Origin of the sequence: Lentzea jiangxiensis, assembly GCF_900104175.1 — a bacterium.
In the GTDB taxonomy this organism is placed as follows: Bacteria; Actinomycetota; Actinomycetes; order Mycobacteriales; family Pseudonocardiaceae; genus Lentzea; species Lentzea jiangxiensis.
Map to the genome: position 1 here is coordinate 702,244 of NZ_FNIX01000002.1, position 24,845 is coordinate 727,088.

Here is a 24,845-nt window from a genome sequence, read left to right on the forward strand (position 1 = left end):
TTCAGACTCCCTGCCAGACTGGGTTTCGGATGTTCAAGGGATCGGAGTAGAGGGCGTCGAGCTGCACGGCGCAGGCCGCCACGGCCAGGACGTCCTCGCCGAAGCTGCTCGTCAGCACCGCGTCGGCGGACGCGCGGGACATCGCCGTCACCTCGTCCCTGAGCGCGGCGGCGCAGCCGGGCAGGCGGTTGGTGCCGAGCTCGGTCACGACGAGCACCTCGGGGTCGAGGAAGTCGAACAGCACGGCCGCCGCACGACCGACGGCGCGGGCCCGGTCGACCAGGTGCGCCCCGGCCGCCGGGGATCCGGCCACGGCGTCGTCGACCAGGTCGAAGACGTACGGCCTGCTGATCACGCTTTCGCGGTGTGCCCGCGCCGCCCAGGCCTGGTCGGACACGGTGGCTTCCAAGCACCCGCGCTTGCCGCACCGGCACTGCACGTCCGGGTCGCCGAGAGCGAGGTGCGCGACGTCGCCGGCGGCCGAGCGCGGGCCGCGGTGGGCCGCACCGGCGGTCACGAACGCGGCGTCGACCACGTTGCCGACGAACAGGTGCAGCAACGACTCGCGGCCGTTGGCGGCGCCGAAGAGCTGCTCCGCCCTCGCCAGCGCCCTCGCGTGGCTGTCGACCCGCACGGGAAGTCCCGTCCGGGCTGTGAGCAGGGCCGCGACCTCGACGTCGCGCCAGCCGAGCGAGGCGTGCCGGACGATCACCCCGTCGCGCGGGTCGACCCAGCCGCCCGCCGCCACGCCGAGGCCGATCGGGATGTGCGCCGGGAACCGGTCGGCGTGCACGCGCAGCAGTTCGTCGGCCGCGGTCGTCAGCACCTCCCGCGGGTCGTCCGGGTCGGCGTGGGGGACGGTCCTCCGGAGGAGCACCCTGCCACGCAGGTCGGCGAGCGCCAGGGTGGAGAACGGGTGGGCGACGTGGATCCCGGCCACGACGTGCCGGCTCGTGTCGATGTCCACCGGTACGTGCGGCCGCCCCACGCCCTGGTACGGCACGGCTTGCGGTACCTCGACGAGCAGGCCGAGCTCGGTGAGCGCGGCACAGGACCGGGTCACCGCCGCCGGGCTCAGGCCGGACGTGCGGGCGATCGTGCTGCGGGCGACCGGCCCGCACCGCAGCACGGTGCCGAGCACCACCGACGCGGCCGTGCTCATGAGATCAGCGGCGGGCCGGCGGGGGAGAGGGCGGGGCCGACGGCGCGCGCGGCTCCCGGCGTGCGGCCGTGGCCCCACCCGATCTCCCTGCGGTAGCTGCCGAGCAGACCGGTCCGCCGCAGGTGCTCCTCGTCGTGCGCGTACGACTCCGCGGGCAGCGGATGGGTGTGCGGCGCGACGAACAGCGCGTCGGCCGGGCAGTTGGCCTCGCACTGGAAGCACGTCTGGCAGTCGGACTGCCGGCTGACCACGGGCAGTCCGTCCTCGCCCCGGTCGAAGACGTTGGTGGGGCAGACCTCGATGCACTTGTCGCAGGCGATGCACTGCGCCGCGGAGACGAGCTCGATCACGCCGCGGCTCCTTCCGGCCGCGCCCACACCTGGTCCAGCCCGCCGGAGGTGATCCGGTGGTGCTGCGCGGGATCGAGCCCGGGGTGGTCGAGCCGCTTGGCCATGCCGCGGCTCTCCACGCGCAGCAGGGCTGAGGTGTACATCCACCGCGCGTGCGCGACCATGGCCACCGCCTGGCGTGCGGTCACCGTCGAAGCCCCCTCGGCACGCAGGTCGGAACGGACCGATCGCCAGGCGCCGTCGAGCTGCCGCAACGCCGACCGCAGCACGTCGCCGTGTCGCAGGTAGTTCTTGTCGTAGGGCAGGACCTCGGCCTGCACGGTCCGGATGATCTCGACGACGTCGACGTCCTTCGCGCCGCGGGTGGGGCGCAGCCCGGCGCCACCGGCCGCGCTCACCTGCCGTGCGCCGCGGCCGAGCGCGCGGGCGAACCGCGCGGCGGAGCGACCCGCCCAGGAGCCGGAGGAGATGGCCCACGCGGCGTTGTGGCTGCCGCCGCCGGTGAACCCGCCGCAGATCAATTCGCGCGTGGCGGCGTCACCCGCGGCGTAGAGGCCGGGAACCGTGGTGGCACACCCGTCGTCCACGATCCGGATCCCGCCCGTGCCGCGCACGGTGCCCTCGGCCAGCAACGTGATCGCGAACGGATCGGTGAACGGGTTGATGCCCAGCCGGTCGAAGGTGAGGAAGAAGTTCGGCTGCGCCAGCCTCATCGCCCGTTGTGCGGCGTCGTCGGCCAGGTCGAGCTTGCAGAAGACCTTGCCCGACAACAGGGTGCGCGCGATCACCGACCGGCCGCGCTGGCTGCCGGCGCCTTCGAGCACCTCGCCGTCGGCGCGGTAGAAGGTGGCGTAGTTGTAGAAAGCGGTCTTGGTGACCGAGGTGTGCTCGGGGGCGATGCCGTAGGCGTTGGAGAACTCCATGCCCGACAGCTCGGCGCCCGTCTCGGCGGCCAGCAGCGCCCCGTCACCCGTGTTGACGTTGCACCCGAACGCCTTGCTCAGGAACGCGCACCCGCCGGTGGCGAGCACGACGGCACCGGCGCGCACCTCGAAGGGCTGGCCGGCCTGCCGCCGGTACCCCGCGGCACCGGCCACCGCGCCGTCGGCGTCCGTCAGGAGCTCGGTGACGGGGCTGTGGTCGAGGACGGTGACACCGGCGCGCTTGACCCGGATCCGCTGGCGCCGCATGTACTCCGGGCCCTGCAGGCCGTTGCGCAACGGGGTGCCGTCCGGTCCGGTGGGGAACGGGTAGCGGCCTGCCTCGGCCAGCTCGTTGACCCTCTCGTAGGTCTCGTCGAGCACCCTGGCCATCCACCGGCGGTCGGCGAGGTGGCCGCCGAGCGCTTCGCGGCTGGACATGGCGGCTTCACGGGCTTTCTCGTCCGGCGGCACGTACCAGACGCCGGTGCCGACGGACGCGGTCGCGCCACTGGTTCCGCAGTAACCCTTGTCCGCGAGCACCACGGAGGCGCCTTGCTCCGCGGCCTTCAGCGCGGCCCACGTCGCGGCGGGGCCACCGCCGACGACCAGGACGTCAGTTGTGAGTGTCATGACGGCTCCTCATGCTCCGACCGGGACTCGCCAGGAGGTGAAGCGGCGTTCGAGGCCGACCAGCACCTGGTTGAACAGCACGCCGATGGCGGAGAGCGTGATGATCCCCGCGTACATCTGCGGGATCGCGAAGTTGAACTGCGAGGCGTTGATCAGGTAGCCGAGACCGGCCTTGGCGCCGACCATCTCCGCGGCCACCAGCACGAGGATGGAGAGCGCCCCGGCGAGCCGGATGCCGGTGAAGACGGTCGGCACGGCCGCGGGGAGGATCACCTTCTGGAACAACCGGAAGCCGTTGAGGTCCATCGACCTCGCGAGCCGCAGCAACGTCGGGTCCACCGCCCGCACGGCGCTGATGGTGTTGAGCAGGATCGGCCAGGTGCACGCGTAGAACACGATCGCGATCTTCGACGTCTCGCCGATGCCCAGCAGCAGCACGAACACCGGCAGCAACGCGAGCGCGGCGGTGTTGCGGAACACCTCGAGCAGCGGGCTGAGCAGCGTCGCGACCGGCTTGTACCAGCCGATGAGCAGGCCGAGCGGGACGGCGGCCGCGACCGCGAGCCCGAAGCCGGACAACGACCTCACGAGACTCGCCTGCGTGTTGTCGAGCAGCTTCCCGCTGACCAGCAGGTCCCACCACGACACCGCGACCGTGGTGAACGGGGGCAGGAACGTGGCGTCCACCAGCCCGAGCCGGGGCGCGACCTCCCAGACGACGAGGAGCGCGGCGACGGCCACGACCTTGCCGAGGCCGGTCAGCACCGCGTCGGCCAGCCGCGACACCGCGCGCCGTGGCCGGGATGCCGCCGGCGTCGTCCTGTCCACGGTCGCGGACGGGGTCTCCAGCAGTGCGGTCATGCGCCCACCACCTCCTTCTCCTGTTGCTGGGCACGGGACACCTCGTCGTGCAGCAGGTCCCAGATGCGGTGCCGGTACCGTGCGAACTCCGGGCTGGAGCGCGGATCCTCCTGCCGGGTCCGGTCACCGAGGTCGATCGCCACGGTCTCCTTGACCCGGCCCGGCCGCGAGGTCAGCACGACGACCCGCTGCCCGAGGTGGACGGCCTCGTCGATCGAGTGCGTGATGAACACGACCGTCTTGCCCGTCCGCTGCCAGATCCGCAGCAGCTCGTCCTGCATCGACTCGCGGGTCTGCGCGTCGAGGGCGGCGAACGGTTCGTCCATCAGCAGGACCTGCGGGTCGTAGGCGAGGCTGCGGGCGATCGCGACCCGCTGGCGCATGCCGCCGGACAGCTGGTGCGGGTGGCGGTCCTCGAAGCCGGTCAGACCCACCAGGTCGAGGAACTCGCGAGCCCGCTCAGCGCGGTGCCTGCGCGGGACACCGGTCGCCTCCAGTCCGAACTCGACGTTGCCCTGCGCGGTGCGCCACGGCAGCAGCGCGTACTGCTGGAAGACGATGCCGCGGTCGAGGCCGGGGCCGGTGATCCGCCGTCCGTCCAGCAGGATCTCGCCCTCGCTCGGCTCGGTCAGGCCCCCGAGGAGGTCGAGCAGCGTGGACTTGCCGCACCCGCTGGGGCCGACCAGCACGACGAACTCGCCGCGTTCGACGTCGAGGTCGACGGTGTCCACCGCGGTGAACTCGCTGTGCTGCCGGGAGCCGCGGACCTTGACCTGGAACCGCTTGGAGACGCCGCGGAAGGCGATGTGGGCGCTCATCGGGCGAGCTCGTTGAAGTCGTTGGTGTAGAGGTCGGAGAGCTCGACCTGGTCCTTGGTGATCTCCCCGCGCTCGGCGAGCCAGTCGACCCAGATCGTCAGCTCCTGGTCGAGGATCTTGCCGCCCTTCTGCGCGACACCGGTGGACTTCCAGTACCTGAGCGCGGCGGGGTCCTCGTTGCGGCCGCGCCGGGTGAGGATCTCCACCTTGCGCGTGACGACCTCCTCGCGCGGGGTGGTGCGGCTCCATTCGATCGCCTTCGCGATGCCGGTGGTGAACGTCCGGACCGTGCCGGGGTTGTCGCGCAGGAACTTCTCGGTGAACACGTACGTGCCCGCGGTGAACGGCCCCAGCAGGTCGAAGTCGGAGAACAGCTTGCGGACGCCGCCCTTCTCCAGCGCCTTGTCGCGCAGGATGCCGCCGAGCACGCCGACCTCGATCTGCTTCTGCCGCACCGACTGCTCGATGTTGACCGGCGGGACGACGATCGGCTCGACCTTCTTGATCTCGTCCTGGCTCAGCCCCGCCCGCTTGAGGTAGATGCCGAGCATGGCCTCGTGGTGCGCGCCGAGGGTGTTCATCCCGACCTTCTTGCCGAGCAGGTCGCGAGCCGTGCGGACCGGACTGTCGTCGAGCACGTAGAAGCCGCTGTAGGCGTTCTCGTCGGAGCCGTAGTAGCCGATCACCGACTTGATCGGGGCACCGGCGGCCTTGAGCTTCACCACCGCTCCGTTGAAGGCCCCGCCGAAGTCGACCTGACCGGTGGCGGCCGACTGGATGTCCTGCGGACCGCTGATCGTGTTGCCGACCCACTCGAGCTTCACGTCGCCGAGGTAGCCGAGCTCCGCGGCCAGTTCGGGGAGCGTGACGTCTCCCGCCCAGCCCTGGTAGCGCAGCGTCTTGGTCTCGGCCCCCGCACCGGACGCCGTCGAGCAGCCGACGGTCGCCGCTGTCAGACAGAGCAGTGAGAGGCCGAGGAAGTTCCGTCGCGTGGTGGTCACGGCAGATCCTTTGCTGGAAGGGAGAAGGGCGCGCTGAAGAGCGGGACGACGGTCCCGTGTGGAATGACAGGGGTGGGTTTCAGCGGCCGGCGCGACAGAAAGCGCTGGCATGGCGTCGAAGATCGACGTGCCGGCGCGAGGTGAAGAAGGCGGCTTGGGTCACGGAGCGAGCGTCACACCCGCGTCGAGCCGGGTCAACGGCCGGAACGGACGTCCCACATCATGGAGCCGAGCTGGACGCAGCCGCCTATTTTTCACGCTGGAAGAAAGTCCGCCGGTCAATCTCTTCCAGTTGCTGGGACGACATCATTTCCTGCCGCGCACAGTTGCGCGAGCGGTGCCCGGCTCAGCACCGTGGAGGGGGAAGTCCCTCCCACGAAAGGAAGTTCGCGATGACCGCACAGCTTTCCGTCACCGTCTCCCGAGTGGGGGCGGGCATCGGCGCGAGGATCGACGGCGTGCGGCTCGGCGGTGACCTGCCGGAAGACGTCGTCGCGGAGATCCGGACCGCGCTGCTGGCCAACAAGGTCGTGTTCTTCTCGGGCCAGCACCACCTCGACGACGCTGGCCAGCTCGCCTTCGCCCGCCTGCTCGGCCAGCCGACCCTCGCCCACCCGACGGTCAAGGGGCAGAACCACACCAACGTGCTGGCGATCGACTCCGACTACGGCAAGGCCAACAGCTGGCACACCGACGTCACCTTCGTCGACCGCGTACCGGCGATCAGCATCCTGCGCGCCGTCGAACTGCCGCCCTACGGCGGCAGCACCGTGTGGGCGAACACGGCACGCGCCTACGACGAGCTGCCCGACGCCCTGAAGGCACTCGTCGACCGGCTGTGGGCATTGCACACCAACGTCTACGACTACGCGGGCCACGTCGACTCGACCCGCATCGGCGGCATCGACGTGAAGGAACGGGCCTACCGCGAGGAGTTCGAGTCACAGCGCTACGAGACCGAGCACCCGCTGGTCCGCGTGCACCCGGAGACGGGCGAGCGCGCCCTGCTGCTCGGTCACTTCGTCAAGCGGATCGTCGGCGTCAGCCCCACCGAGTCGCGGGCGATCTTCGACCTGCTGCAGAACCGCGTGACCAAGCTCGAGAACACCGTGCGCTGGCAGTGGTCCGACGGCGACGTCGCCGTGTGGGACAACAGGGCCACCCAACACTACGGCGTGGACGACTACGACAACGCCCGCCGCAGACTGCACCGCATCACCATCGCCGGTGACGTCCCGGTCAGCGTCGAGGGCGTCCCGAGCACGACGGTGGTGGGCGACGCCGCCCACTTCTCCGCCCTCTGAGGCGCGAGGGACTCCGGCCACGTGAGTCCGGCGTTGCCGAGGTGCCGGGAAACCGGCCCCTCGGCAACGCGGCCCTGGTGAGGCGGAGTTCCGCACCGGGGCGTCAGCGGTCGCCACACCGCGAAACGCCCCGCGTGATCAGCTCCTGAGCTTCGTCATCGTCCAGTACGCGGTTCCCGACTGGCAGGCCCGCAGGCCGACGGCTTGTCCGTGGCCGCCCTGGTTGTGCAGGCAGAGTCCGGTCGACACGTTGGTGAAGCGCTTCTTCGTCGTGGACGACGTCCTCCAGTCGGTCGCGTTGACCGAGCAGGAGGTGGTGAACACCGACGACTGCCCGCCGGCCAGGCACAGGCCGGTCCTCTTGTTCTTGAACTTGCCGGGCGTGTAGTTGTCCCACTTCTGGTGGTCGTTCCTGTCCTGGCAGTTGTGCGTGTACACGTCGCCTTGTGCGTTGGAGTCCAGGCAGCGGGCGAGGTTGTCCGCGAACCTGATCCAGTACAGCGACTCGGCCTGCGGTGCCGCGGCGCCCGCGGGCGCGGCAACGAGCACCAACGCCGTGGCCGCGAGCAATCCCGTGATCCTGAGCAGCATTTGCTTGGACGTCGACAACGGAGTCCTCCTGAGTGATTGGTCACCCTCGATGTTCCGGAGCGCGCAGTCAACACGGCGATTTCGGTGGAAGTGATTTCCTGTGAAGTCCGCGAGCGCGTTCCGGACAAACAATGCCGATGACCCCGCAATGGAGGCAACGTACCGCCGTCCCGACATGATGTGACATGCCCTGGCCAGGTGATATCCACGCGGGTGGGATGGCTGCCATACTGGCCCGCGACACCGAAGGCTTGGGGAGGGCGGTAGGTGTGGCGGGAGACAGGGGCGAGCTCGCGTGCCGTCTGGCGGCGCTCAAGCAGCGCAGCGGGCTGAGTTATTCGGAGTTGGGGAGGAAGTCGCACATCAGCAGTTCGACGCTGCACAGGTATTGCTCGGGAACGACTGTTCCGCCGGACTACCGGACCGTGGTCGGAATCGCGACGGCGTGTTCGGCGGACGACGAGGAACTGGTCGAGTTGCTGGCCCAGTGGAGGGTCGCGGCCGGCCAGGCGGCACTTCCGGAAATCGTGCGCCCGGCGCCGGAATCCCGGCGGTCGCCACGTCCGCGCACCTTTTCCGTGATGTCCACCGGGCTCGTCCTGGTGCTCGTTCTCGTGTCGCTCACGGCCAGTGGTGCGGACGTGGCAACCATCCCCGTGCGGCAGCAGGTCGCCGGTCCGTCCTGGCAGCGGGAACGGCCGCTGACGCCGTCGTTGTTCGGCGTGACGGCGTCCTCGTCGAGCGGGGTGATGCCGTCGTTCCGGGTCGGCAGTCTGCGGTTCTGGGACAGCGGCACCCGGTGGGCGAGGCTGCAACCGCGGCGCGACGCCTACGACTGGACTGTGCTCGACCGGCTCGTCGCCGGCGCGCGGAAGGCGGACCTGCCCGCGACGCTGGTGTTCGGCGGCACACCGGCGTGGGCCGCGCCTGCCGGGCCGAAAGCACCGTACGGCGACGATTCCCGCAGCGCGCCACCCGACGACCTGGCGGTGTGGGAACGGTTCGTCAGCACCCTGGCGGCCCGCTACCAGGGCCGCATCGACGCCTACGAGGTCTGGGTCCACGCCAACGACCAACGGTACTTCTCCGGTTCGACGGAAACCCTGGTCGAGATGACCAGGCTGGCCGGGCGCGCCATCAGGGCCGTGGACCCGCGAGCGGTCGTGGTGTGCCCGTCGATCGCCCGGCTGTGGACGGACGAGGGCCGCGCCGTTCTGCGCCGGTTCGCCGAACTGCGCGGCTACGACCACTGCGACGTCGCGGGTCTGAACCTGCACCAGCAGCACGCGGCCGATCCACCGGAGACCATGATCGGCCTTTTGCGGCAGATCGACGGTGCCCTGCACGACGCGGGCGTCCACCCGCGTTTGTGGAACACCGGCGTCACCTACGAGTACGTTCGCGACGACCGGCTGGACGAGCAACGCGCGGCCGACTACGCCGTGCGCTTCTACCTGGCCGCAATCCACGGCTCCCACTTCAGCCTCGAACGCACCTACTTCTACAACTGGGGCGGTGGCGGCCTGCCCATCACGCTGCAGGCCGTCGGAAGCCCGCCCACCAAGGCCGCGCTCGCGGTGGAGGAGCTGCAACGGTGGCTGACCCGCACCAACACCCAGTCATGCGGGCAGGGCCTCGCCATCGGCTTGCCGGCGAACGTGTGGCAGTGCCAGTTCACCGCGGACGACAACCGGCTGCTCACGATCCGCTGGACGCACGAGGGCACCGCGATGACGTCACTCCCACCACACGCCGAGGAGGTGCGCGGCCTTGACGGCACCAGCCGTCCGGTGCGGGCGGGCGACACCCTCGCAGTTTCCGGAACGCCCGTGCTCGTCGTGCAGCAGCCAAGGGGCTAGCAGCGAACCACGCGACCGACTCTGCACTGTGAGAAGACGAATGAGTCGTTGAGGCGCCTTCGTGAACCGCCCGCTATCGCGCGTAAGCCTTGCGGCGGGGTAGCGGACCGACACCGGCGCGCCGGCCGGGCCGCATCGCGGCGTGGCGTTGTCCGGGCCCGAGACCGGAGCGGGCGGCCAAGGCGTCAGCGACAACACCGGTGGCGAAGGCGTAGACGCCCTTGTGCAGCAGGTCCACCACCAGTTCCCGGCGGGGCCAGGTGGGCGGCGGGGCCCCGACACCGGTCGCGTTCTCCAGGATCTGGTCGTTGGTCACCCGGACCACGGCGAACTTCGCCGAGGACCACGGGCCGCGCAGCCCGGCGTGCGCCATGACCGAGCGCAGCACGCCGAGCACCATGCCCTGACCGAAGTGCATCGCCAGGTTCAGCGGCACGGGCTGGCGGCCACCGGGCCGTTCACGGAGACCGGTGAGCCGTTGCAGGACCCTCGCCGGTACGTGGGAGTCGGGTCGGCCGGTCAGGCGTTGCTCGGCCTTCTCGCCGAGAGTCATCACCAGCACCCCGGTGGTGCCGGCCAGCAGACCCTCCCACAGAACGCGTTTCATCATGCCGCCACGAGTACCCGGCTCCGGGTGACCTATCCACGGCCTCGAGTCGATCGCGTCGCAGCAGGGTCCGGTAGCTCTGGTACGGCGGACGGCCTGGGCCGGGTTGCCGTCGGCGAGGTGCAGTCGGCGAGGTGCAGTTCGACGAGGGTGCGGTGCGCCTGGTGTCCAGGCGGAATGTTGGAGGGGATCTACTTCGGACTGTCCTCGCCGCTCAGCGCGCCCTCGGACACGCCCTTGGCCGAGCGGGCGTCGCCCAGTGCCGCTACTTCTTCCGGGGGGTCCGGTCGCAGCAGGGTGCCGGAGACCGGCCGTCCGGCGTAGCCGAGGTCGTTCATCCGCTTGGGCAGGGGAGTGCCCTGGTAGGTCAGGGGCTTGTCGGACAGCGGCTGGTGGACCTCGATGAACTGGCCGTGCGGCAGCCGTTTGATCGTGCCCGTGGCGATGCCGTGGTCGAGCACCTCGCGGTCGGAGCGCTGCAGCCCGATGCAGGCGCGGTAGGTGAGGAGGTAGGCGAGCGGCGGCAGCACCAGCATGCCGATGCGGCCTGCCCACGTCATGGCGTTGAGCGAGAGCTGGAACCTCTCGGCGATGACGTCGTTGCCGCCCGAGACGAGCAGGACGCAGAAGAACGTGATCGCCATGGCACCGAGGCTGGTGCGCACCGGAACGTCCCTGGGGCGTTGGACGAGGTGGTGGTGGGCGTGGTCGCGGGTGAGGCGGCGCTCGATCCACGGATAGGCGCCGGCGAGCCCGAACATGACCAGCGGCAGGACCACCGTGGGCCAGAACTGGGCGGGGATGCGGTAGTCGCCGAGGAAGAGCTCCCACGCGGGCCACAGGCGGGTCGAGCCGTCGAGCCAGCCGATGTACCAGTCCGGCTGGGAACCGGCCGAGACGTGCGCGGCGTTGTACGGGCCGAACAACCAGATGGGGTTGATCTGGAACAGCCCGCCCATCAGCCCGAGCAGGCCGACCACCGCGGCGAAGAACGCGCCGCTCTTCACCGCGAAGATCGGCAGGATGCGGACGCCCACGACGTTGTTCTCAGTGCGGCCGAGGCCGGGGAACTGGGTGTGCTTCTGGTACCAGACCAGGGCCAGGTGCACGGCGACGAGCGCGAGGATGATCGCGGGCACGAGCAGCACGTGCACGAGGTAGAGCCGCGGGATGATCTCGGTGCCGGGGAACTCGGAGCCGAAGACCAGCCAGTGCGTCCAGGTGCCGGCGACCGGGATGGACTGCACGATGCCGGACATGATCCGCAGGCCCGTGCCGGAGAGCAGGTCGTCGGGCAGCGAGTAGCCGGCGAAGCCCTCGGCCATGCCGAGGATCAACAGCAGGATGCCGATCACCCAGTTGATCTCGCGGGGTTTGCGGAAGGCGCCGGTGAAGAACACGCGGAGCATGTGCACGACGATCGCGGCCATGAAGACGAGAGCGGCCCAGTGGTGCACCTGGCGGACGAACAAACCTCCGCGCACCTCGAACGAGATCTCGAGCGCGCTCTCGTAGGCCCGCGACATGTCAATGCCGCGCAGGCCCTCGTAGCTCCCCGAGTAGGTCACCTCGGTCATCGACGGGTCGAAGAACAGGCCGAGGTAGGTGCCGGACAGCAGCAGCACGACGAAGCTGTAGAGCGCGACCTCGCCGAGCAGGAACGACCAGTGCGTCGGGAACACCTTGTTGATCTGCCGCCGGACCGCGGCGGCCATGTGCAGGCGGTCCTCGGCGAACCCGGCTGTCCCGGCGACGACGCGGCGCGGTGCCTTGGTCGGACGCTCGCTCATGGCTTCAGCTCCCAGAACCCCGGTCCGACGACTTCGGCGAAGTCGCCGCGGGCGACGAAGTACCCGTCGTCGCCGACGGTGATGGGCAGCTCGGGCAGTGGACGGGTGGCGGGACCGAAGATCGGCACGGCACCCGCGAACACGTCGAACTGCGACTGGTGGCACGGGCACAGCAACCGCCCGGTCTGCTGCTCGTACAGCGATGCCGGGCAACCCAGGTGCGTGCACACCTTGGAGTAGGCGTAGAAGTCACCGTGGTGGAAGTCCTCCCGCCCCGGACGGCTCGTCACCGTCGTGCCGGGGCGGAAGCGGAACAGCATCACCGCGCTGTCGGCCCTGCGCAGCGCGGCGTGCAACCGTTCGGGCTCCTCCCGGTCGGTCTCGCGGAACGGGAAGACCGTGACGTACCCGCCCGCGCGGAGGTCCTCCGGCCGGACCAGCACGACCTCGTCCGGGTCGCCGGTGTCCAGCCTCAGGTAGACCGTTTCGCCGTTGATCGGCTTCCAGCCGGTGCGCCACAACGAGTCCGGGCTGTCACCGTGCTTCCACGGATCCCGCACGAGAGGGCCGATCGCCATGACCCCGAGGCCGAGACCGAACAGGCCGGCGGACGTCGCCGCGACACGCCGGAACAAGGTGCGCCGTTGCAGGCCGCTGCGGGTGCCGGCGTCGCGGAACTCGGCGGCGACCGTCCGCTTGTCCGCCTCCGAGGAGCTGCCGGAATGTCGCTGCTGCACGGCGAGCTCCTGTGGCAGGAACTTCTTGGCGTAGGCGACGGCACCGACCGCCAGGCCGAGCAGCGTGAGCCCGAACGTGAGGCCGACCATCGGGGTGTAGAGCGTGCGGACCTGGTAGCCGGGCGCACCGGGCGGCAGGTACTCGTACGGCCAGAACACGAACACGCCGATCAGGGCGAGCGCCGACACTCCCGCCAGCACGAACCAGCCGGTGACGTGCCGCAGCGCCCGCCGCTCCATCTTCGTGCCGGGCACGGGCCAGCGTTCGGCGTACTGGACGAGCCGCACGTCGTCGAGACGCGTCCCGAGCCGGACCAGCTCGTCGTCGGACATCCGGTCCAGCTCGTCGGCCGAGATGGCGTCCTTGTCGCGTTCGCTCATGCCCGCGCCCCGATCCACAGGGTGAGCAGCACGAGCGCGACGATGCCGACCACCCACGCCACCGCGCCCTCGGACACGGGCCCCAGCGAGCCCAGCGGGTGCCCGCCGTAGTTGTTGCTCTCGTGCTGCACCGACTCGACGTAGGCGATGATGTCCCGTTTCTCCTCGGGGGAGAGCTGCCGGTCGCCGAACACCGGCATGTTCGACGGGCCGGTGAGCATGGCCGTGTAGATCTGCTCCTCGTTCGCCGGGTCGAGGCTCGGCGCGTACTTGCCCGAGGTGAGCGCGCCTCCGCGGCCGGTGAAGTTGTGGCAGGCGGCGCAGTTGAGGCGGAACAGCTCACCACCGCGCGCGACGTTGCCCCGCAGCGCCTCGCCGCGTTCCTCCGGCATCTTGGCGCCGCCGCCGCCGAAGCTGTCGACGTACGCCATCAGCGCCCGGATCTCGTCGTCGCTGAACTCGACGGGCTTGCGCTGCCCCTGCGCCTGCTGGCGCGCCAGCGGCATCCGCCCCGTCGACACCTGGAAGTAGACCTTCGCCTCGCCCGCCCCGACCAGGCTCGGCCCCCGGCCCTCCACCCCTTCCAGCTGGGCGCCGTGGCACGTCAGGCAGGTGTTGAGGTAGATCTGCTCACCCTGCCGCTGCGTTCCCGACTCCTGGGCCACCGCCGTCTGGCGTTGCGGGGTCAGCAGGCCGGCGAGGGTCCCGGCGGCGACGAGGGCCAGCAACAGGAAAGCCCACCGCCGCAGCCGGCGTCGTCGTGGAGAGGTGCGCCGTTGTTGCGACATAAGCACTCCCGTGCCGTTGAACGGGCGGTGGGTCACGCCCGGCTACCACTCAAAACGCACTTCAACCTGCTCCCGCGCAAATGCCCCCGAAGGGGCTTTCACCACGGTGCGTGGTGATCATGTCGACCGCGCCGAGGATCGTGCCGAGACCACCTACGACCAGGCCGGAGGTCCACAGGTCACCGCCGACGCCGGGGAGTGGACCGCGCGACAGGTGCCGCGCAGCGTCCGGCCTACCCCTCGAAAGTCACCCGACACCGGCGGTTTCACATCCGTTCGGGTGAAACACCGCTGGAACACGGCTGCATGACGGTCTTCGCGGTCCGGGTTCGAAGCCCCGGCGCCGGGTATGCCGCACGGGCCAAGACGCGTCCAGGAGGTGTGCTGTGACGGAACCGACCGAGAACGAGCAGACGGAACGTGGTGCCGCCGAGGAGGCGAGCGGGACACCCCTCACCGAGACGGAGGTCGAGGTCTCGAAGCGGCCACCGAGTGATCCGCCGAAGAACGACGGCATGGGCTTGAGCGAAGACGACGTCGAGTGAGTCGTAAACACCGGACGCCTGCGACGGCTCGATCAGCCGATGGCTTCCCGGCTGCCGGCGGCGCTTTCCGGCGGCTCGACCTGCATGATGTTCGCGGTGTCGAGCACGGCGATGGTGCTGTCGGGCAGCAACACCGGTATCCACAGGTGAGAGGTCTCCGGATCGACCACGTGAGCCCCGAGCACCACGCCGCTCAGCACAGCGGCGGGATGCAGGACGTCCGGGTTGAGGTAGGTGATGACCGCGCCGCGGCCGGGGCAAGGTGTCAAGGGCATGGCGGTGTCCGTGAGGTCGGGGCACGCCCCGCCTCGGGCGGGTGCGGCCACAGCGGTGTGGGATCGCCGTTTGCTCGACGTTGTGCCTGGATACCCGTGCCGGTCCGGTCGAACCCCGTCACGCACGGGGGAGCGGGCCACAGGCGTCGGACTCCGCGGATTCCTTCCAGGGGACCGGGGTAGGCCGTCTTGGTGAGCTCGGTCGAACAACGGCTGGAACGCGTGATCCTCGACTTGGCCGGCGCCCGCGGCCCGGCGAAGTCGATCTGCCCGTCGGAGGCTGCGCGAGCGGTCGGTGGCGAAGGCTGGCGCGAGCTGATGGACCCGGCCCGCTCGGCGGCCAGGCGACTGGCGGCGCGAGGCCGGGTCGTCGTGACGAGCCGCGGGCAGGAGCTGTCCCCGGCCGAGGAGTGGCGCGGTCCGATCCGGATCCGCACGACGGAATCCGGCTGACCCGCTCCCGGTGCTCGGGTGCGGTCAGCACGGCCGTTGCGAAGAGAACACCCGGCCGTTGTCACATGGTGGATGCCGGCACGAGCTGCTCCACGAAGTGGGTGAGCGCGTCGGGGTCGTTCGCGATCTCCGGCAGCACCGAGGGCGTGGCGCGTTTGAGCTGCATCCAGCCGACGTAGGCCGAGTACGCGGATACCGCCTGGTAACGGGCGTTAGCGGCGGGCAGGCCGATTTCGGCGTAGACCTCGGCGAGGAAAGCGACGCGGCGCTGGGTCACGCGGTGCAGCGCCGGAGCCACTGCCGGATCTCCGGCGTGCGCCACGAGCGCGGGCTCCAGCCCGCTGGTCGGATCCTCGACGATGGCGATGTGCAACAGCGTCCGCAGCCGCTGCCGGGGGTCCGTGATGGCGTTCACCCGTTCGATGACCAGTTCGGTGCCCTGCAACTCCCACCACTCGAGCGCTTCGCGCAACAGGGCGTTCCGGTCGGCGAAGTGCCAGTAGAAACTGCCCCGGGTGACGCCGAGCCGCTGGGCCAGCGGCTCGACCGCGACGGCCGCGACCCCGCCTTCCGCCAGTGCGTCGAGTGCCGCGTGTAGCCAGTCCTGCTTGGAAAGTCGCTGCTTCGCCACGATCCGTACAGTACTGTATGGAAAACCGTACAGTGGTGTATGGACGAGGGGGTTGTGATGACAGGATTGGCAGTGTTGACAGCGGTGGTGCTGCTGCTCGTCGGTGGGCTGCACGTGGTGTGGACGTTCTCGCCGTGGCCGCTGCGCACGCGTGAGGACTTCGCTCGCCGCGTCGTCGACGTCCCCGTCGACAGGTTGCCGACGCCGGGAATGACACTGGTGGTGGCGCTGCTTCTTGCCGTGGCCGGCTATCTGGTCGCCGCCCAAGGCGCACTTGTTGCCGTGCCGGGACCGGCCTGGCTCCCGGTCGTGGGCACAGGCGCCGTGGCGGCCGTGCTGCTGCTGCGCGGCGCTGTCGGCTTGGCGCTGTCGCTTCGCCGGGACACCGAGTTCGCCAGGCTCGATCGGCGCTATTACTCGCCGTTGTGCCTGGCCCTCGCTGGCTGTTGCGCGCTCCTGGTGGTGCTGTAGCCCTTTCTCCGGGCTCAGGAGCGCGGCAGTAGACCCACGAGCGATGTGATGATCGCGAGCCGCAGGGCTGTCGGCAGTTCGATGCGGTGGACCGCCAGCGCGGGCTCGGACTCGTAGACGGCCAGCAGGCTCGGCGGCGGCGGGGTGTAGGTCGACAGCGCGCCCGCCACCAGCAGCACGTTCAGGCAGAAGTGCTCTGCGCGGTCACCGACCTCGGGCAGGTGCCGCCGGACGAGGCCGGTCATCACCGCGAGGTTGCTCAGCGAGGCCCGCTTGTGCCGGCGGACCGCCTCGACCGAGACGTTGTGCTCGAGCACTCCACCCTGCGCGCCGTAGAGGTCGCAGAGCGCACGCCGGGCGGCGAGTGAGCGGCTGATCACGTCGGCGGTCTGCTCGGCCCGTTCCGCCACGGGCCGGTCCGGGGCGACGTCGCGGGCCAGCTCCTGCTCCAGTTCGGCCAGCCAGGTCGCCGTCCGGTCGTCCATCAGGTCGAGCAGCACCGCCTCGCGTGACTCGAAGTAACGCAGCACCGCCGTCTTGGCCAGGCCGACCCGACGGCTCAGCTCGTTCAGGGTCACCTCGGCCACCGGCATCTCGTCGAGCATCGCCGAGGTCGTCTCGAGGATCGCCCGGCGACGGACCTCCCGCTGCTCTTCGGTGCGCGCCCGCTGGAACGTCATGGCACCGATCCTAGCTTGGGTACCGCCGGTACCTTGACAGTGTACCGGCGGTACATTACTGTTCCGGCTATAAGTTACCGGCGGTACATTAGGAGAGCCCGATGAAGTGGACCGAGCAGCACATCCCGCGCCAGGACGGCCGCGTCGCCGTCATCACCGGCGCGAACACCGGACTGGGCTTCGAGACCGCCCGGCGGCTCGCCGAGCGCGGGGCGGCGGTCGTGCTGGCCGTGCGCGACACCGGCAAGGGAAGGCAGGCCGCAGCCCGGATCAACGGCGACGTCTCCGTGCGGGAACTGGACCTGACCTCGCTGGACTCGGTGCGCGCCGCCGCGGCCGACCTGCGCACCACCCACCCGCGGATCGACCTGCTCATCAACAACGCCGGGGTGATGTACACCCCCCAGCAGACCACCCGCGACGGCTTCGAGATGCAGTTCGGCACCAACCACCTGGGCCACTTCGCGCTCACCGGCCTGCTGCTCGACCTGCTGCTGCCGGTGCCCGGCTCGCGGGTGGTCACGGTCAGCAGCACCGGTCACCGCATCCGCGCGGACATCCACTTCGACGACCTGCAGTGGGAGCGCTCCTACAGCCGGATCGGCGCCTACGGCCAGTCGAAGCTCGCCAACCTGATGTTCACCTACGAGCTGCAGCGCCGGCTGGCCGCGCACGGCACCACCACCGCGGTGGCCGCGCACCCCGGTGTCTCCAACACCGAACTGGTCCGCAACACCCCGCCGTTCGCTCGCCGGTTGATCACCTGGCTCGCTCCGCTGGTCACCCAGTCCGCGGCGGCGGGCGCGCTTCCCACCCTGCGTGCCGCCACCGACCCGGCCGTCCTCGGCGGCCAGTACTACGGACCCGACGGTCTGGCCGAGGTCCGCGGCTACCCGAAGCTGGTCAGCTCCAGCCCCGGCTCCTACGACCTGGCCGTGCAGCAACGCCTCTGGGCCGTTTCGGAAGACCTCACCGGCGTGCGGTTCCCGGTCGGTCAGTCAGCCGCCGTGGCGTGAGACCCGTTCCGGGGGCGGCACGGCGTGAACCTCGCAACCACAGGTGCGTCACGCCGCTGGAGGACGCACCCGTCGGAGCGCTGGGGCAGTGTCGACCTCGAATTGCTGCTGTGGTTGGCGCGCAACGAAATCATCCTGCGTACATCGCCGACGCGGAGCGTGCAGGCGACGGTGAGCTGGCGGACTTCTTGCGGCGAGCCGCAAGGGTGCCGACGAGGGCAAGGAACTGCTGATCCGGCGGTCGAACGGCTGACGCCGCCATGGGGGATGCCAGCGACCCGGTTCACCGGATCGCGGGCACCGCCCGGAGGGTCACGTCACGGCCGAGACCGACCGTCATCCTGGTGGTGTCGTTGCGCGTGGCGGACCCGTGCACGCGCCGGCCGCCGCTGGCGGGGATGCGGCCGATCTTCTTGTCGTTCATGTGGACCAGCTCGCCCGGTTGGTCTCGTTCGTGGCGGATCGCGGTGGTCTTGCTCGATCGGACACGGCGCCGGAGTTCGGCACTGGTGCGGTGCGGTAAGCGGTGCGGCCGCGAGAACGTTGACGCAGGTCTGCCTTGTCCCGTGACATGCCGGCCCGGCCAGGTGCGGCTATTGGGCACGGACCACGTTCTGTGATCGGCTTCGGCGCTGCTCGCTTCGTTGTCAGAGGACCGCGTTCGGGCCGAGCCAATCGACGAAGTTCGTCACCGTGTCCGACTTCCGGCGTTCGAGCATGGCGATTCCCCGAAGTGTCTCGCGGACCATCGGGTGCAGGCGCGTCTGCTGCGGTGCCACCTTCCGGCCGAGCAAGAAGGTCGACATCGGCTGGCACCAGTTCATCCTGAACACGCAGGAGTACGCCACGTTCTGCGAGCGGGAGGCCGGCTACTTCATCCACCACGTACCGGATGAGTTCGCTGCGCCGCAGCGCACCGAGACCGATGTCCGACAGGTGCTGGCCCCTACGGTGGAAGCCATCACCAAGGCCGGATTGCCGTTGCACCCGGAACTGTGGCTCGACGGTGGCGGACGCTGCTCTCAGTGCCACAGCGGGTGCACCAACTGCGGCCAAGGCGACGACCCCAGCTAGCAGACCGAGACAGAGGAGCCCGACGATCAATCGCCTCAACTGGAGTGACCTGCCCGCAGGCGTGGCCGCCGCTGTCAGCGAGCACACGGGACATGTGACCGAAGTGGAGGAGGCCTTGGCCGGTCGCAACTCCGCGATCGCCGCGTCGCTGATGACGGAGGACGGCTGGGTGTTCTGCAAGGGCATCAAGGCGGACGATCACCAGGCCTTCATGCACCGCAACGAAGCGGCCGTGAACCCCTTCCTGCCGAAGGACGTAGCTCCACGATTGCTGTGGCGGGTCGACACCGATGGTTGGCTGCTGCTCGGGTTCGAGCACGTTCCCGGGCAGCACGCCGACTTTTCGCCGGGCTCAACCGGCCTGCCGATGGTCGCGGACGCGGTTCGGACGATCACCACCACCGACGCGCCCTCTGCCCTCGCCGTGAAGCGAGAGATGGCGAAGCAGTGGGCGGCGGCGCTGGACAGTGAACTGAACCTGGAAGTGCCTGACGACGCGCACGCGTGGTCGAAGAAGAACTCGACCACGGTGGCGAAATGGGCACGTCGGGCACCGGCCTACATGGACGGTTCGACCCTGATCCACTCCGACTTGAACCCGTTCGACTTCCTGGTCTCGGACAAGGCTCGCGTGGTGGATTGGGCGTGGTGGAGGCCGGGCGCTGCCTGGGTAGACGTCGCTCAGGTGGCGGTTCGGTTGGTCGCTGCGGGACACCAGCCCTCAGACGCCGAAGCCTGGGCCGAACAGCTCGACGCATTCCGCACGGCCGATCCCGACGCGATCACGGCGTACACCGCGTCTCTGGTGCGCATGTGGGAACGGAAGTTCGCCGGGACGGCCGCCACCGAAGGAGCGCGTCGTTGGTTCGAGTACAGGCTCGGCAACTGCTGAGGCTGCCGCTCACGAGAGGCCTCGCCGAAGCTCGGCGAGGCCTCTGCTTTCGGCGGAGGATGCTCGACCGCCGTGCCGCTGAAGATCACACCGGGGTGAGCACCCCGTTCTCCCGCAAGGCGGTGAGGGAGAGCGTCTTGTAGCCGACGTCGTCGAACAGCACCATCACCCGGTCGGCCTCGTGGTGCACGACCACGCCACGGCCCCATTGTTCGTGGCGCACCGGGGAGTTCGGCGGGTACTCGCTGCTTCCGGAGTCTTCGTCGGACAAGCCCTCGTCGCAGTTGTCGCAGTGGCCGCAGGGCTGGTCGAGCTCCTGACCGAAGTAGCCGATCAGGAACCGCCGGCGGCAGTCGCGCGTGTCGGCGTACTGGTGCATGACCTCCAGTCGCGAGCGGTCCCGGTTCTCCTGCCGCTCCGCCTCCTCCGTCACCGCCGCGACGGCCTTGGCCGGTGGGGGAGCGCCTTCCGCGTACCGCACGTGGTCGTGACCGGTGTGCACGACCTCCACGCTCTCCAGCAGGTTCACCACGGCGGTGACCTTCCGGCGGGACCGGTCGAGCCGCCGCACCAGGTCGGTGATCGCCACGCCGGACCGCCGGCGGCGCACAGCGGTGGCGACCTCGCGCACGCACTCGCGGTCCAGCGTCCTGCCGGTCAGGAACCGTTGCAGGCTCTGGTCTTCCGGCCGGTGGAACAACACCACGTCGGCAGGCTCGCCGTCGCGGCCCGCGCGGCCGATCTCCTGGTAGTACGCGTCCAGCGAGCCGGGCGTCGCGGTGTGCACGACGAACCGCACGTCCGGTTTGTCGATGCCCATGCCGAACGCGGAGGTGGCCGCGACCACGCGCACGTCACCCCGCATGAACCCGTCCTGCACCCGCTTGCGGTCAGCGGCCTTCATGCCGGCGTGGAAGGCCGCGGCGGCAACGCCTCGCGCGGCCAGGTCGTCGGCGTACCGCTCGGCGTCCTTGCGGGTGGGCACGTACAGCAGGCCGTGCCCGGTGCGGTCCGCCGCCCAGTCGACGACAGTCCGCCTGCGTTGGTCGTCGTCGGTGCAGAACCGCACTGCCAGGTGCAGGTTGGGCCGGTCGAACCCGGCGACGATCACCGCCGCGTCACGCAGACCGAGGTGCTCGACGACGTCCGCGCGCACCGGGCCGCTCGCGGTGGCGGTGAGCGCGAGCACTGGCGGGTGGTCCAGCCTCTCGATCACGTGCCGCAGCCGCAGGTAGTCGGGCCGGAAGTCGTGTCCCCAGGCCGACACGCAGTGCGCCTCGTCGACGACGAACAACGAGGGCTTGGCCTCCCGCAGCCGCTCGAGCGTTCCGGCGTCGGCGAGTTGTTCGGGGGACAGGAAAAGGTACTTGGTCCCGCCCTCGGTGAACTCCTGCCAGGCCTGCTCGGTGACCTCCGCGGTCTGAGCGGAGTTGACCGCTGCCGCCGCCGGCGCACCGGCCGCCCGCAGCGAGGCGACCTGGTCCCGCTGCAGGGCGATCAGCGGCGACACGACCACGGCCGGGCCGTCGAGCAGGATCGCCGGGACCTGGTAGATGGCCGACTTGCCGGCCCCGGTCGGCATCACGACCAGCGCGTCCCGGCCGTCGAGGAGGTGCCGCATGGCGAGCTCCTGTTCCTCGTGCAGCGTGGTCCAGCCGAAGACCTCTTCCGCCGTCCTGAGGAGCTGGTCGTCAGCCGACATGGCACTGGCACATTCGTGTCGTCTCCGTTCGTCGCGTTGTCCGGTGTGGAGGATTAGCCCGGCAGCGTGTCGGCAAACACCGGCAGCGTCACATTCGCCGGTACGTCGCGGGAGCTGTGCACGAGCGCCTGGAGCACCCCTCCGATCACTTGCGACGAGCCGCGCCCGGCACCTTGACGACTCGGCTTGGCGTTGGCGCGACCGGTGGTGGACCTGAGCCGAGGACCTGTACCGTCCGGACGGTACAGTGGGCTACATGGCCGATACCCGTGACCAGATCCTCGACGCGGCTGAACGGTTGCTGATCGCCGGCAAGGTGCCTCCACCGCTGCACGCCGTGGCGCAGGAGGCGGGGGTGAGCAAGGGCGGTGTGCTCTACCACTTCACCACCACGACGCTGCTGCACGGCGTCGTGCAACGCGCTGTCCGGCTCGCCGACGAGCGGCTGACGGCCGCCGCCGCACAAGGTGCGATGGCTGCCGCGTGGTTGCGGCTGTCGGTCCCCGACGACCAGGACCGACGCCTGTTCCAGGCGGTGCTGTCGATGGTGAAGGTGACCGCCGCCGGAGATCTCGACCTGCCGGCGGAGGTGGGGGAGGCCGCCGAGCGCTGGGACCGCATGCTGCTGGCGGAGCTGGGCGATCCCGCTCGCGCCCGCGTGGTCCGCCTGGTCGGCGACGGGCTGTTGTTCAACGCACTCACCTCGCAGCCACCTGACGCGGCCGACGTCGACGCTCTCGTGAGCCACCTCGGCCTGCCGCCGGGCGTCGAATGAGTCCCGTCCTGCTCGCCGGCATCGCGGGCTTGGCGCTGCTGGACGCGCTGAACCCGGCGACGATCGCCGGTGTCGCGTTGCTCCTGCTCTCTCCTTCGCGCCGGCCCGTGACCGCCGCGGCCCTGTTCGCGCTCGGCGCCTACACCGCGGTGCTCGCGCTCGGCGTCGTGCTCCTGGTCGGTGCCGACGTCGCGGCGGGCGTCATCACCGACGCCATGACCTGGTTGCGCCGTGCGGCGCTGTTGCTCGGGGCCGGCTCACTGGTGGTGGCCGGTGTCCGGCGCTTCCGCACACGTACCCGGACTGCCGTGGTGTTGCCGGCATGGGTGTCGGTGCGGACCGCGGTGCCGCTGGGTGTTGTGGTCACGGGCGCCGACCTGCCCAACGCCTTCCCGTACTTCCTGGCCGTCGAACGGCTGGTCACCGCCGGCGTCCACACCGGACAGGCGCTCCTCGTCCTCGCCGCCTACGCGCTGATCTACTGCCTGCCGTGTGTCGTCCTCGTCGTGCTGGGCGCGGCTTTCGGCGGGAAGGTGCGGCCCCGGCTCGACGGCCTTTACGCCCGGCTCGGTGCGGAGAAGGCCGTGCCGGCGAACGTCGGACTGGGCGTGCTGTGGCTCCTGCTCGCATGCGGCGTCGTGCTGCTGGCTTTCCTGTGGTGAGCCGGCGTGGCGGTCCTCCGGGTGCGCATCCAGTTGGCGGTGACCGCCACAACAGCGCGCCGCTGCTCGAAGCCGCACTGCTCGTCAGGTCGCGCTCACCTCCGCCGGGCCTGATAGCGGATCCGCGAGCGGTCACGCATCTGGACCAGTCCGGTATCAAGGCGCTGATCAGCAGCGATGAGTTCGCCAACGCGGCAGGCGTCCGATTGGCGGTGGTGGCACCTCGTGCCCGATTTGTACGAGGATCTGGCCGAGGCGGTCCGTGCGTTGATCGCCAGCAGCCCGGTGCCACCGTGTCAGACGTGGACAACCTCGTGCCGGTGATCGTCTGAAGCTCGGCTTGGCGCTGCAAGGCAGGTCGGACCCTGCCCGAGTTCGGTCACTTGCGGAGCGCCCAGGCGGCAAGCGGTCCCGCTACTCCTCCCGACCCGATGACCCCGTCCCGTGCGGCGGCTGGTCCAGGGGATGCACGGCGATGGCGATCTTGCCGCGGGGTCGCCCGCGCCCTTCGGTGGGGGAGCCGCCTTCGAGCAGGGTGTGCGCCTGCGCGATGTCGGCCAGCGGTAGCACCGCGCCGATCACCGGTCGGAGTTCTCCCCGGTCGACCAAGCGGCCGAGGGCCTCGAGCTTCGCCCGGCCGGGACTGACGAAGACGAAGTGGTAAGTCGCGTTCACGCCCCACGCGGCGAGCAGGTTCTGAGGTTCGGAGATGTCCACGATGGACACCACACGGCCTCGGTCAGCGAGGATCTCCGGGCTGCGGGTGAGGGTGTCCCCGCCCACGGTGTCCAGGACGACGTCCACCCCGCCCATCGCGCGGACCTGTGGCGCGTAGTCCCCGGCCGAGAAGTCGATCGCGGTGCCGGCGCCCAGTCCGGTGACGAACCCGTGATCCCTGGCCCGCGCGGTGGTCACCACCTCGGCTCCGAGCGCCCTGGCGATCTGAATGGCGGCGGAGCCGACTCCGCCTGCTCCGCCGTGCACCAGGACCCTTTCCCCGGCCCGCACCCCGGCGCGTTCGACCAGCGCTTCCCACACCGTCACGCCCACGAGCGCGAGGCCGGCGGCCTCGACGTGCGACAGGCGTGCGGGCTTGCGGGCGACCAGTGCCTGGTCGACGACGTGGAACTCGGCATAGGTTCCCAGTCCGGCGAACACCGGCGCCAGGTACCAGACTTCGTCACCCGGCTGGAAGTCGTCTGCTCCACGACCGGTCTCGACCACCACCCCGGACACGTCGTTGCCGATCACCGCGGGCAGCGCGACCTGGTCGCGGTAGTCGCCGCGCCGGGTTTGCAGATCGAGGGGGTTCACGGACGTGGCCATCACCCGCACCAGTACCTGGCCGGGTCCCGGAACGGGCTGCGGCAGCTCTCGGGTGGCGAACGCGGTGTCCGCGCCACCGAAGCGGACGAGTTCCATCACTCGCATCGAAGTGGACATGCGGCCACGATATATCGACACATTGCGAATAATCAATGTGATGCTGCGTTACGATGATCACGTGTTCTCGGAAGCGGAGTTGCTGGCTGTGTTCCGGGCCCTGTCCAACCCGGCCCGCCGCCAGATGCTGGTGTGGCTCAAGGAGCCGATGAGCTTCCCCGGTCAGGAGCTCGACGACGTCGAGATCGGCGTCTGCGTCACCGACATCCAGCGGCGTGCCGGTCTGAGCCAGCCGACCACCTCGCAGTACCTCACGACGCTGCGACAGGCGGGGCTGGTGATCGCCACCCGGCGCGGCAAGTGGACCTACTACCGCCGCGATGAGGAGAACATCGCCCGCCTGCTGGAGACCCTGCGCGACGTCTTCTAGGCCATCCGGTGTGTGTTCGCCGGTCATTCACGGCGGTCGACCTCGCGGCCGTCG

29 protein-coding genes are annotated in these 24,845 nt (G+C 70.0%); 11 read left to right on the forward strand and 18 right to left on the reverse strand.

The window, feature by feature from the left end; genetic code table 11:
• Nucleotide 1 precedes the first annotated feature (1 nt).
• The 7 genes from BLQ91_RS10880 to BLQ91_RS43750 form a co-directional block, all read right to left on the reverse strand.
• The gene (locus BLQ91_RS10880) at nt 2-1,162 is read right to left on the reverse strand and encodes an ROK family transcriptional regulator (protein WP_090096591.1); all 1,161 of its coding nucleotides are present in this window, start codon (nt 1,160-1,162) and stop codon (nt 2-4) included.
• On the reverse strand, nt 1,159-1,512 hold the full coding sequence (locus tag BLQ91_RS10885; protein ID WP_090096772.1) for a 4Fe-4S dicluster domain-containing protein: 354 nt from the start codon (nt 1,510-1,512) through the stop codon (nt 1,159-1,161). The genes BLQ91_RS10880 and BLQ91_RS10885 overlap by 4 nt, the downstream gene beginning before the upstream one ends.
• Complete coding sequence (locus BLQ91_RS10890; protein ID WP_090096592.1) at nt 1,509-3,065, reverse strand: FAD-dependent oxidoreductase; 1,557 nt, start codon at nt 3,063-3,065, stop codon at nt 1,509-1,511. The genes BLQ91_RS10885 and BLQ91_RS10890 overlap by 4 nt, the downstream gene beginning before the upstream one ends.
• A 9-nt stretch (nt 3,066-3,074) precedes the next feature.
• On the reverse strand, nt 3,075-3,926 hold the full coding sequence (locus tag BLQ91_RS10895) for an ABC transporter permease (protein ID WP_090096593.1): 852 nt from the start codon (nt 3,924-3,926) through the stop codon (nt 3,075-3,077).
• Nucleotides 3,923-4,744 (reverse strand): ABC transporter ATP-binding protein, encoded by an 822-nt coding sequence (locus BLQ91_RS10900; RefSeq protein WP_090096594.1) that lies wholly within the window; start codon nt 4,742-4,744, stop codon nt 3,923-3,925. The genes BLQ91_RS10895 and BLQ91_RS10900 overlap by 4 nt, the downstream gene beginning before the upstream one ends.
• The gene (locus tag BLQ91_RS10905; protein ID WP_245733318.1) at nt 4,741-5,745 is read right to left on the reverse strand and encodes an ABC transporter substrate-binding protein; all 1,005 of its coding nucleotides are present in this window, start codon (nt 5,743-5,745) and stop codon (nt 4,741-4,743) included. The genes BLQ91_RS10900 and BLQ91_RS10905 overlap by 4 nt, the downstream gene beginning before the upstream one ends.
• A 79-nt stretch (nt 5,746-5,824) precedes the next feature.
• The gene (locus BLQ91_RS43750; protein ID WP_425412461.1) at nt 5,825-5,908 is read right to left on the reverse strand and encodes a putative leader peptide; all 84 of its coding nucleotides are present in this window, start codon (nt 5,906-5,908) and stop codon (nt 5,825-5,827) included.
• Nucleotides 5,909-6,137: 229 nt separating this feature from the next.
• Between BLQ91_RS43750 and BLQ91_RS10910 the strand changes: the two genes are divergently transcribed.
• Entirely contained in the window at nt 6,138-7,049 is a 912-nt protein-coding gene (locus tag BLQ91_RS10910; RefSeq protein WP_090096596.1) for a TauD/TfdA dioxygenase family protein, read from the forward strand.
• Between the two features lie 138 nt (nt 7,050-7,187).
• Here BLQ91_RS10910 and BLQ91_RS10915 read toward each other — a convergent pair whose 3' ends face one another.
• The gene (locus BLQ91_RS10915; protein WP_143022586.1) at nt 7,188-7,658 is read right to left on the reverse strand and encodes an RICIN domain-containing protein; all 471 of its coding nucleotides are present in this window, start codon (nt 7,656-7,658) and stop codon (nt 7,188-7,190) included.
• Between the two features lie 251 nt (nt 7,659-7,909).
• On the opposite strand from BLQ91_RS10915, the gene BLQ91_RS10920 reads away from it, so the two are divergent.
• Entirely contained in the window at nt 7,910-9,499 is a 1,590-nt protein-coding gene (locus BLQ91_RS10920; RefSeq protein WP_218130215.1) for a helix-turn-helix domain-containing protein, read from the forward strand.
• Nucleotides 9,500-9,572: 73 nt separating this feature from the next.
• Here BLQ91_RS10920 and BLQ91_RS10925 read toward each other — a convergent pair whose 3' ends face one another.
• The 4 genes from BLQ91_RS10925 to qcrC all read right to left on the reverse strand — a co-directional run bounded on the left by BLQ91_RS10925 (nt 9,573) and on the right by qcrC (nt 13,802).
• Nucleotides 9,573-10,109 (reverse strand): hypothetical protein, encoded by a 537-nt coding sequence (locus BLQ91_RS10925; RefSeq protein ID WP_090096599.1) that lies wholly within the window; start codon nt 10,107-10,109, stop codon nt 9,573-9,575.
• A 188-nt stretch (nt 10,110-10,297) separates the two neighbouring features.
• Nucleotides 10,298-11,896, reverse strand: coding sequence for a cytochrome bc1 complex cytochrome b subunit (qcrB, locus tag BLQ91_RS10930; protein WP_090096600.1), 1,599 nt, complete (start codon nt 11,894-11,896; stop codon nt 10,298-10,300).
• Nucleotides 11,893-13,014 carry a cytochrome bc1 complex Rieske iron-sulfur subunit gene (gene qcrA / locus BLQ91_RS10935; protein WP_090096601.1) on the reverse strand — a complete coding sequence of 374 codons (1,122 nt, stop codon included), beginning with the start codon at nt 13,012-13,014 and terminating at the stop codon, nt 11,893-11,895. The genes qcrB and qcrA overlap by 4 nt, the downstream gene beginning before the upstream one ends.
• Nucleotides 13,011-13,802, reverse strand: coding sequence for a cytochrome bc1 complex diheme cytochrome c subunit (qcrC, locus tag BLQ91_RS10940; protein WP_090096602.1), 792 nt, complete (start codon nt 13,800-13,802; stop codon nt 13,011-13,013). Before qcrC ends, qcrA begins: the two co-directional genes overlap by 4 nt.
• 386 nt (nt 13,803-14,188) lie before the next feature.
• Between qcrC and BLQ91_RS41160 the strand changes: the two genes are divergently transcribed.
• Nucleotides 14,189-14,347 (forward strand): hypothetical protein, encoded by a 159-nt coding sequence (locus BLQ91_RS41160; RefSeq protein ID WP_176959661.1) that lies wholly within the window; start codon nt 14,189-14,191, stop codon nt 14,345-14,347.
• 32 nt (nt 14,348-14,379) lie between these two features.
• Here the strand turns inward: BLQ91_RS41160 and BLQ91_RS10945 are convergent, their stop codons facing one another.
• Nucleotides 14,380-14,622 carry a hypothetical protein gene (locus BLQ91_RS10945; RefSeq protein ID WP_143022587.1) on the reverse strand — a complete coding sequence of 81 codons (243 nt, stop codon included), beginning with the start codon at nt 14,620-14,622 and terminating at the stop codon, nt 14,380-14,382.
• A gap of 192 nt (nt 14,623-14,814) precedes the next feature.
• Between BLQ91_RS10945 and BLQ91_RS10950 the strand changes: the two genes are divergently transcribed.
• A complete protein-coding gene (locus BLQ91_RS10950) occupies nt 14,815-15,075 on the forward strand; it encodes a DUF3253 domain-containing protein (RefSeq protein WP_176959662.1) in 261 nt (86 codons plus the stop codon).
• 61 nt (nt 15,076-15,136) lie between these two features.
• Here BLQ91_RS10950 and BLQ91_RS10955 read toward each other — a convergent pair whose 3' ends face one another.
• The gene (locus BLQ91_RS10955; protein WP_218130216.1) at nt 15,137-15,706 is read right to left on the reverse strand and encodes a TetR/AcrR family transcriptional regulator; all 570 of its coding nucleotides are present in this window, start codon (nt 15,704-15,706) and stop codon (nt 15,137-15,139) included.
• A 57-nt stretch (nt 15,707-15,763) separates the two neighbouring features.
• On the opposite strand from BLQ91_RS10955, the gene BLQ91_RS10960 reads away from it, so the two are divergent.
• Nucleotides 15,764-16,177: a DUF3995 domain-containing protein gene (locus BLQ91_RS10960; protein ID WP_218130217.1), complete on the forward strand. Its 414-nt coding sequence runs from the start codon at nt 15,764-15,766 to the stop codon at nt 16,175-16,177.
• Nucleotides 16,178-16,191: 14 nt separating this feature from the next.
• On the opposite strand, the gene BLQ91_RS10965 is transcribed toward BLQ91_RS10960, so the two are convergent.
• Entirely contained in the window at nt 16,192-16,857 is a 666-nt protein-coding gene (locus BLQ91_RS10965) for a TetR/AcrR family transcriptional regulator (RefSeq protein WP_090096605.1), read from the reverse strand.
• A 101-nt stretch (nt 16,858-16,958) separates the two neighbouring features.
• Between BLQ91_RS10965 and BLQ91_RS10970 the strand changes: the two genes are divergently transcribed.
• On the forward strand, nt 16,959-17,873 hold the full coding sequence (locus BLQ91_RS10970; RefSeq protein WP_090096606.1) for an SDR family NAD(P)-dependent oxidoreductase: 915 nt from the start codon (nt 16,959-16,961) through the stop codon (nt 17,871-17,873).
• A 283-nt stretch (nt 17,874-18,156) separates the two neighbouring features.
• Here BLQ91_RS10970 and BLQ91_RS43755 read toward each other — a convergent pair whose 3' ends face one another.
• Nucleotides 18,157-18,297 (reverse strand): hypothetical protein, encoded by a 141-nt coding sequence (locus BLQ91_RS43755; RefSeq protein WP_176959664.1) that lies wholly within the window; start codon nt 18,295-18,297, stop codon nt 18,157-18,159.
• A gap of 269 nt (nt 18,298-18,566) precedes the next feature.
• On the opposite strand from BLQ91_RS43755, the gene BLQ91_RS41170 reads away from it, so the two are divergent.
• Entirely contained in the window at nt 18,567-18,947 is a 381-nt protein-coding gene (locus tag BLQ91_RS41170; protein ID WP_176959665.1) for a glycine-rich domain-containing protein, read from the forward strand.
• Nucleotides 18,948-19,041: 94 nt separating this feature from the next.
• Nucleotides 19,042-19,839, forward strand: coding sequence for a hypothetical protein (locus BLQ91_RS10980; RefSeq protein ID WP_090096608.1), 798 nt, complete (start codon nt 19,042-19,044; stop codon nt 19,837-19,839).
• An 85-nt stretch (nt 19,840-19,924) separates the two neighbouring features.
• Here the strand turns inward: BLQ91_RS10980 and BLQ91_RS10985 are convergent, their stop codons facing one another.
• A complete protein-coding gene (locus BLQ91_RS10985; protein WP_090096609.1) occupies nt 19,925-21,541 on the reverse strand; it encodes a RecQ family ATP-dependent DNA helicase in 1,617 nt (538 codons plus the stop codon).
• A 256-nt stretch (nt 21,542-21,797) separates the two neighbouring features.
• Between BLQ91_RS10985 and BLQ91_RS10990 the strand changes: the two genes are divergently transcribed.
• Together BLQ91_RS10990 and BLQ91_RS10995 are read left to right on the forward strand one after the other, a co-directional pair.
• On the forward strand, nt 21,798-22,316 hold the full coding sequence (locus tag BLQ91_RS10990) for a TetR/AcrR family transcriptional regulator (protein WP_143022588.1): 519 nt from the start codon (nt 21,798-21,800) through the stop codon (nt 22,314-22,316).
• A complete protein-coding gene (locus BLQ91_RS10995) occupies nt 22,313-22,978 on the forward strand; it encodes a GAP family protein (RefSeq protein ID WP_090096611.1) in 666 nt (221 codons plus the stop codon). The genes BLQ91_RS10990 and BLQ91_RS10995 overlap by 4 nt, the downstream gene beginning before the upstream one ends.
• A 414-nt stretch (nt 22,979-23,392) precedes the next feature.
• On the opposite strand, the gene BLQ91_RS11000 is transcribed toward BLQ91_RS10995, so the two are convergent.
• On the reverse strand, nt 23,393-24,421 hold the full coding sequence (locus tag BLQ91_RS11000) for a zinc-binding dehydrogenase (protein ID WP_090096612.1): 1,029 nt from the start codon (nt 24,419-24,421) through the stop codon (nt 23,393-23,395).
• A gap of 61 nt (nt 24,422-24,482) precedes the next feature.
• Here BLQ91_RS11000 and BLQ91_RS11005 point away from each other — a divergent pair, with 61 nt between their 5' ends.
• A complete protein-coding gene (locus tag BLQ91_RS11005) occupies nt 24,483-24,791 on the forward strand; it encodes an ArsR/SmtB family transcription factor (protein WP_090096613.1) in 309 nt (102 codons plus the stop codon).
• Nucleotides 24,792-24,845: the final 54 nt, after the last annotated feature.

Bases quoted from the DNA above. Each gene is read 5' to 3' on its own strand.
- BLQ91_RS10880 (WP_090096591.1), bottom strand. From the start codon at position 1,162: ATGAGCACGGCCGCGTCGGTGGTGCTCGGCACCGTGCTGCGGTGCGGG.
- BLQ91_RS10890 (WP_090096592.1), bottom strand. From the start codon at position 3,065: ATGACACTCACAACTGACGTCCTGGTCGTCGGCGGTGGCCCCGCCGCG.
- BLQ91_RS10895 (WP_090096593.1), bottom strand. From the start codon at position 3,926: ATGACCGCACTGCTGGAGACCCCGTCCGCGACCGTGGACAGGACGACG.
- BLQ91_RS10900 (WP_090096594.1), bottom strand. From the start codon at position 4,744: ATGAGCGCCCACATCGCCTTCCGCGGCGTCTCCAAGCGGTTCCAGGTC.
- BLQ91_RS10910 (WP_090096596.1), top strand. From the start codon at position 6,138: ATGACCGCACAGCTTTCCGTCACCGTCTCCCGAGTGGGGGCGGGCATC.
- BLQ91_RS10925 (WP_090096599.1), bottom strand. From the start codon at position 10,109: ATGATGAAACGCGTTCTGTGGGAGGGTCTGCTGGCCGGCACCACCGGG.
- qcrB (WP_090096600.1), bottom strand. From the start codon at position 11,896: ATGAGCGAGCGTCCGACCAAGGCACCGCGCCGCGTCGTCGCCGGGACA.
- qcrA (WP_090096601.1), bottom strand. From the start codon at position 13,014: ATGAGCGAACGCGACAAGGACGCCATCTCGGCCGACGAGCTGGACCGG.
- qcrC (WP_090096602.1), bottom strand. From the start codon at position 13,802: ATGTCGCAACAACGGCGCACCTCTCCACGACGACGCCGGCTGCGGCGG.
- BLQ91_RS10945 (WP_143022587.1), bottom strand. From the start codon at position 14,622: ATGCCCTTGACACCTTGCCCCGGCCGCGGCGCGGTCATCACCTACCTC.
- BLQ91_RS10960 (WP_218130217.1), top strand. From the start codon at position 15,764: ATGACAGGATTGGCAGTGTTGACAGCGGTGGTGCTGCTGCTCGTCGGT.
- BLQ91_RS10965 (WP_090096605.1), bottom strand. From the start codon at position 16,857: ATGACGTTCCAGCGGGCGCGCACCGAAGAGCAGCGGGAGGTCCGTCGC.
- BLQ91_RS10970 (WP_090096606.1), top strand. From the start codon at position 16,959: ATGAAGTGGACCGAGCAGCACATCCCGCGCCAGGACGGCCGCGTCGCC.
- BLQ91_RS43755 (WP_176959664.1), bottom strand. From the start codon at position 18,297: ATGAACGACAAGAAGATCGGCCGCATCCCCGCCAGCGGCGGCCGGCGC.
- BLQ91_RS10985 (WP_090096609.1), bottom strand. From the start codon at position 21,541: ATGTCGGCTGACGACCAGCTCCTCAGGACGGCGGAAGAGGTCTTCGGC.
- BLQ91_RS10990 (WP_143022588.1), top strand. From the start codon at position 21,798: ATGGCCGATACCCGTGACCAGATCCTCGACGCGGCTGAACGGTTGCTG.
- BLQ91_RS10995 (WP_090096611.1), top strand. From the start codon at position 22,313: ATGAGTCCCGTCCTGCTCGCCGGCATCGCGGGCTTGGCGCTGCTGGAC.
- BLQ91_RS11000 (WP_090096612.1), bottom strand. From the start codon at position 24,421: ATGTCCACTTCGATGCGAGTGATGGAACTCGTCCGCTTCGGTGGCGCG.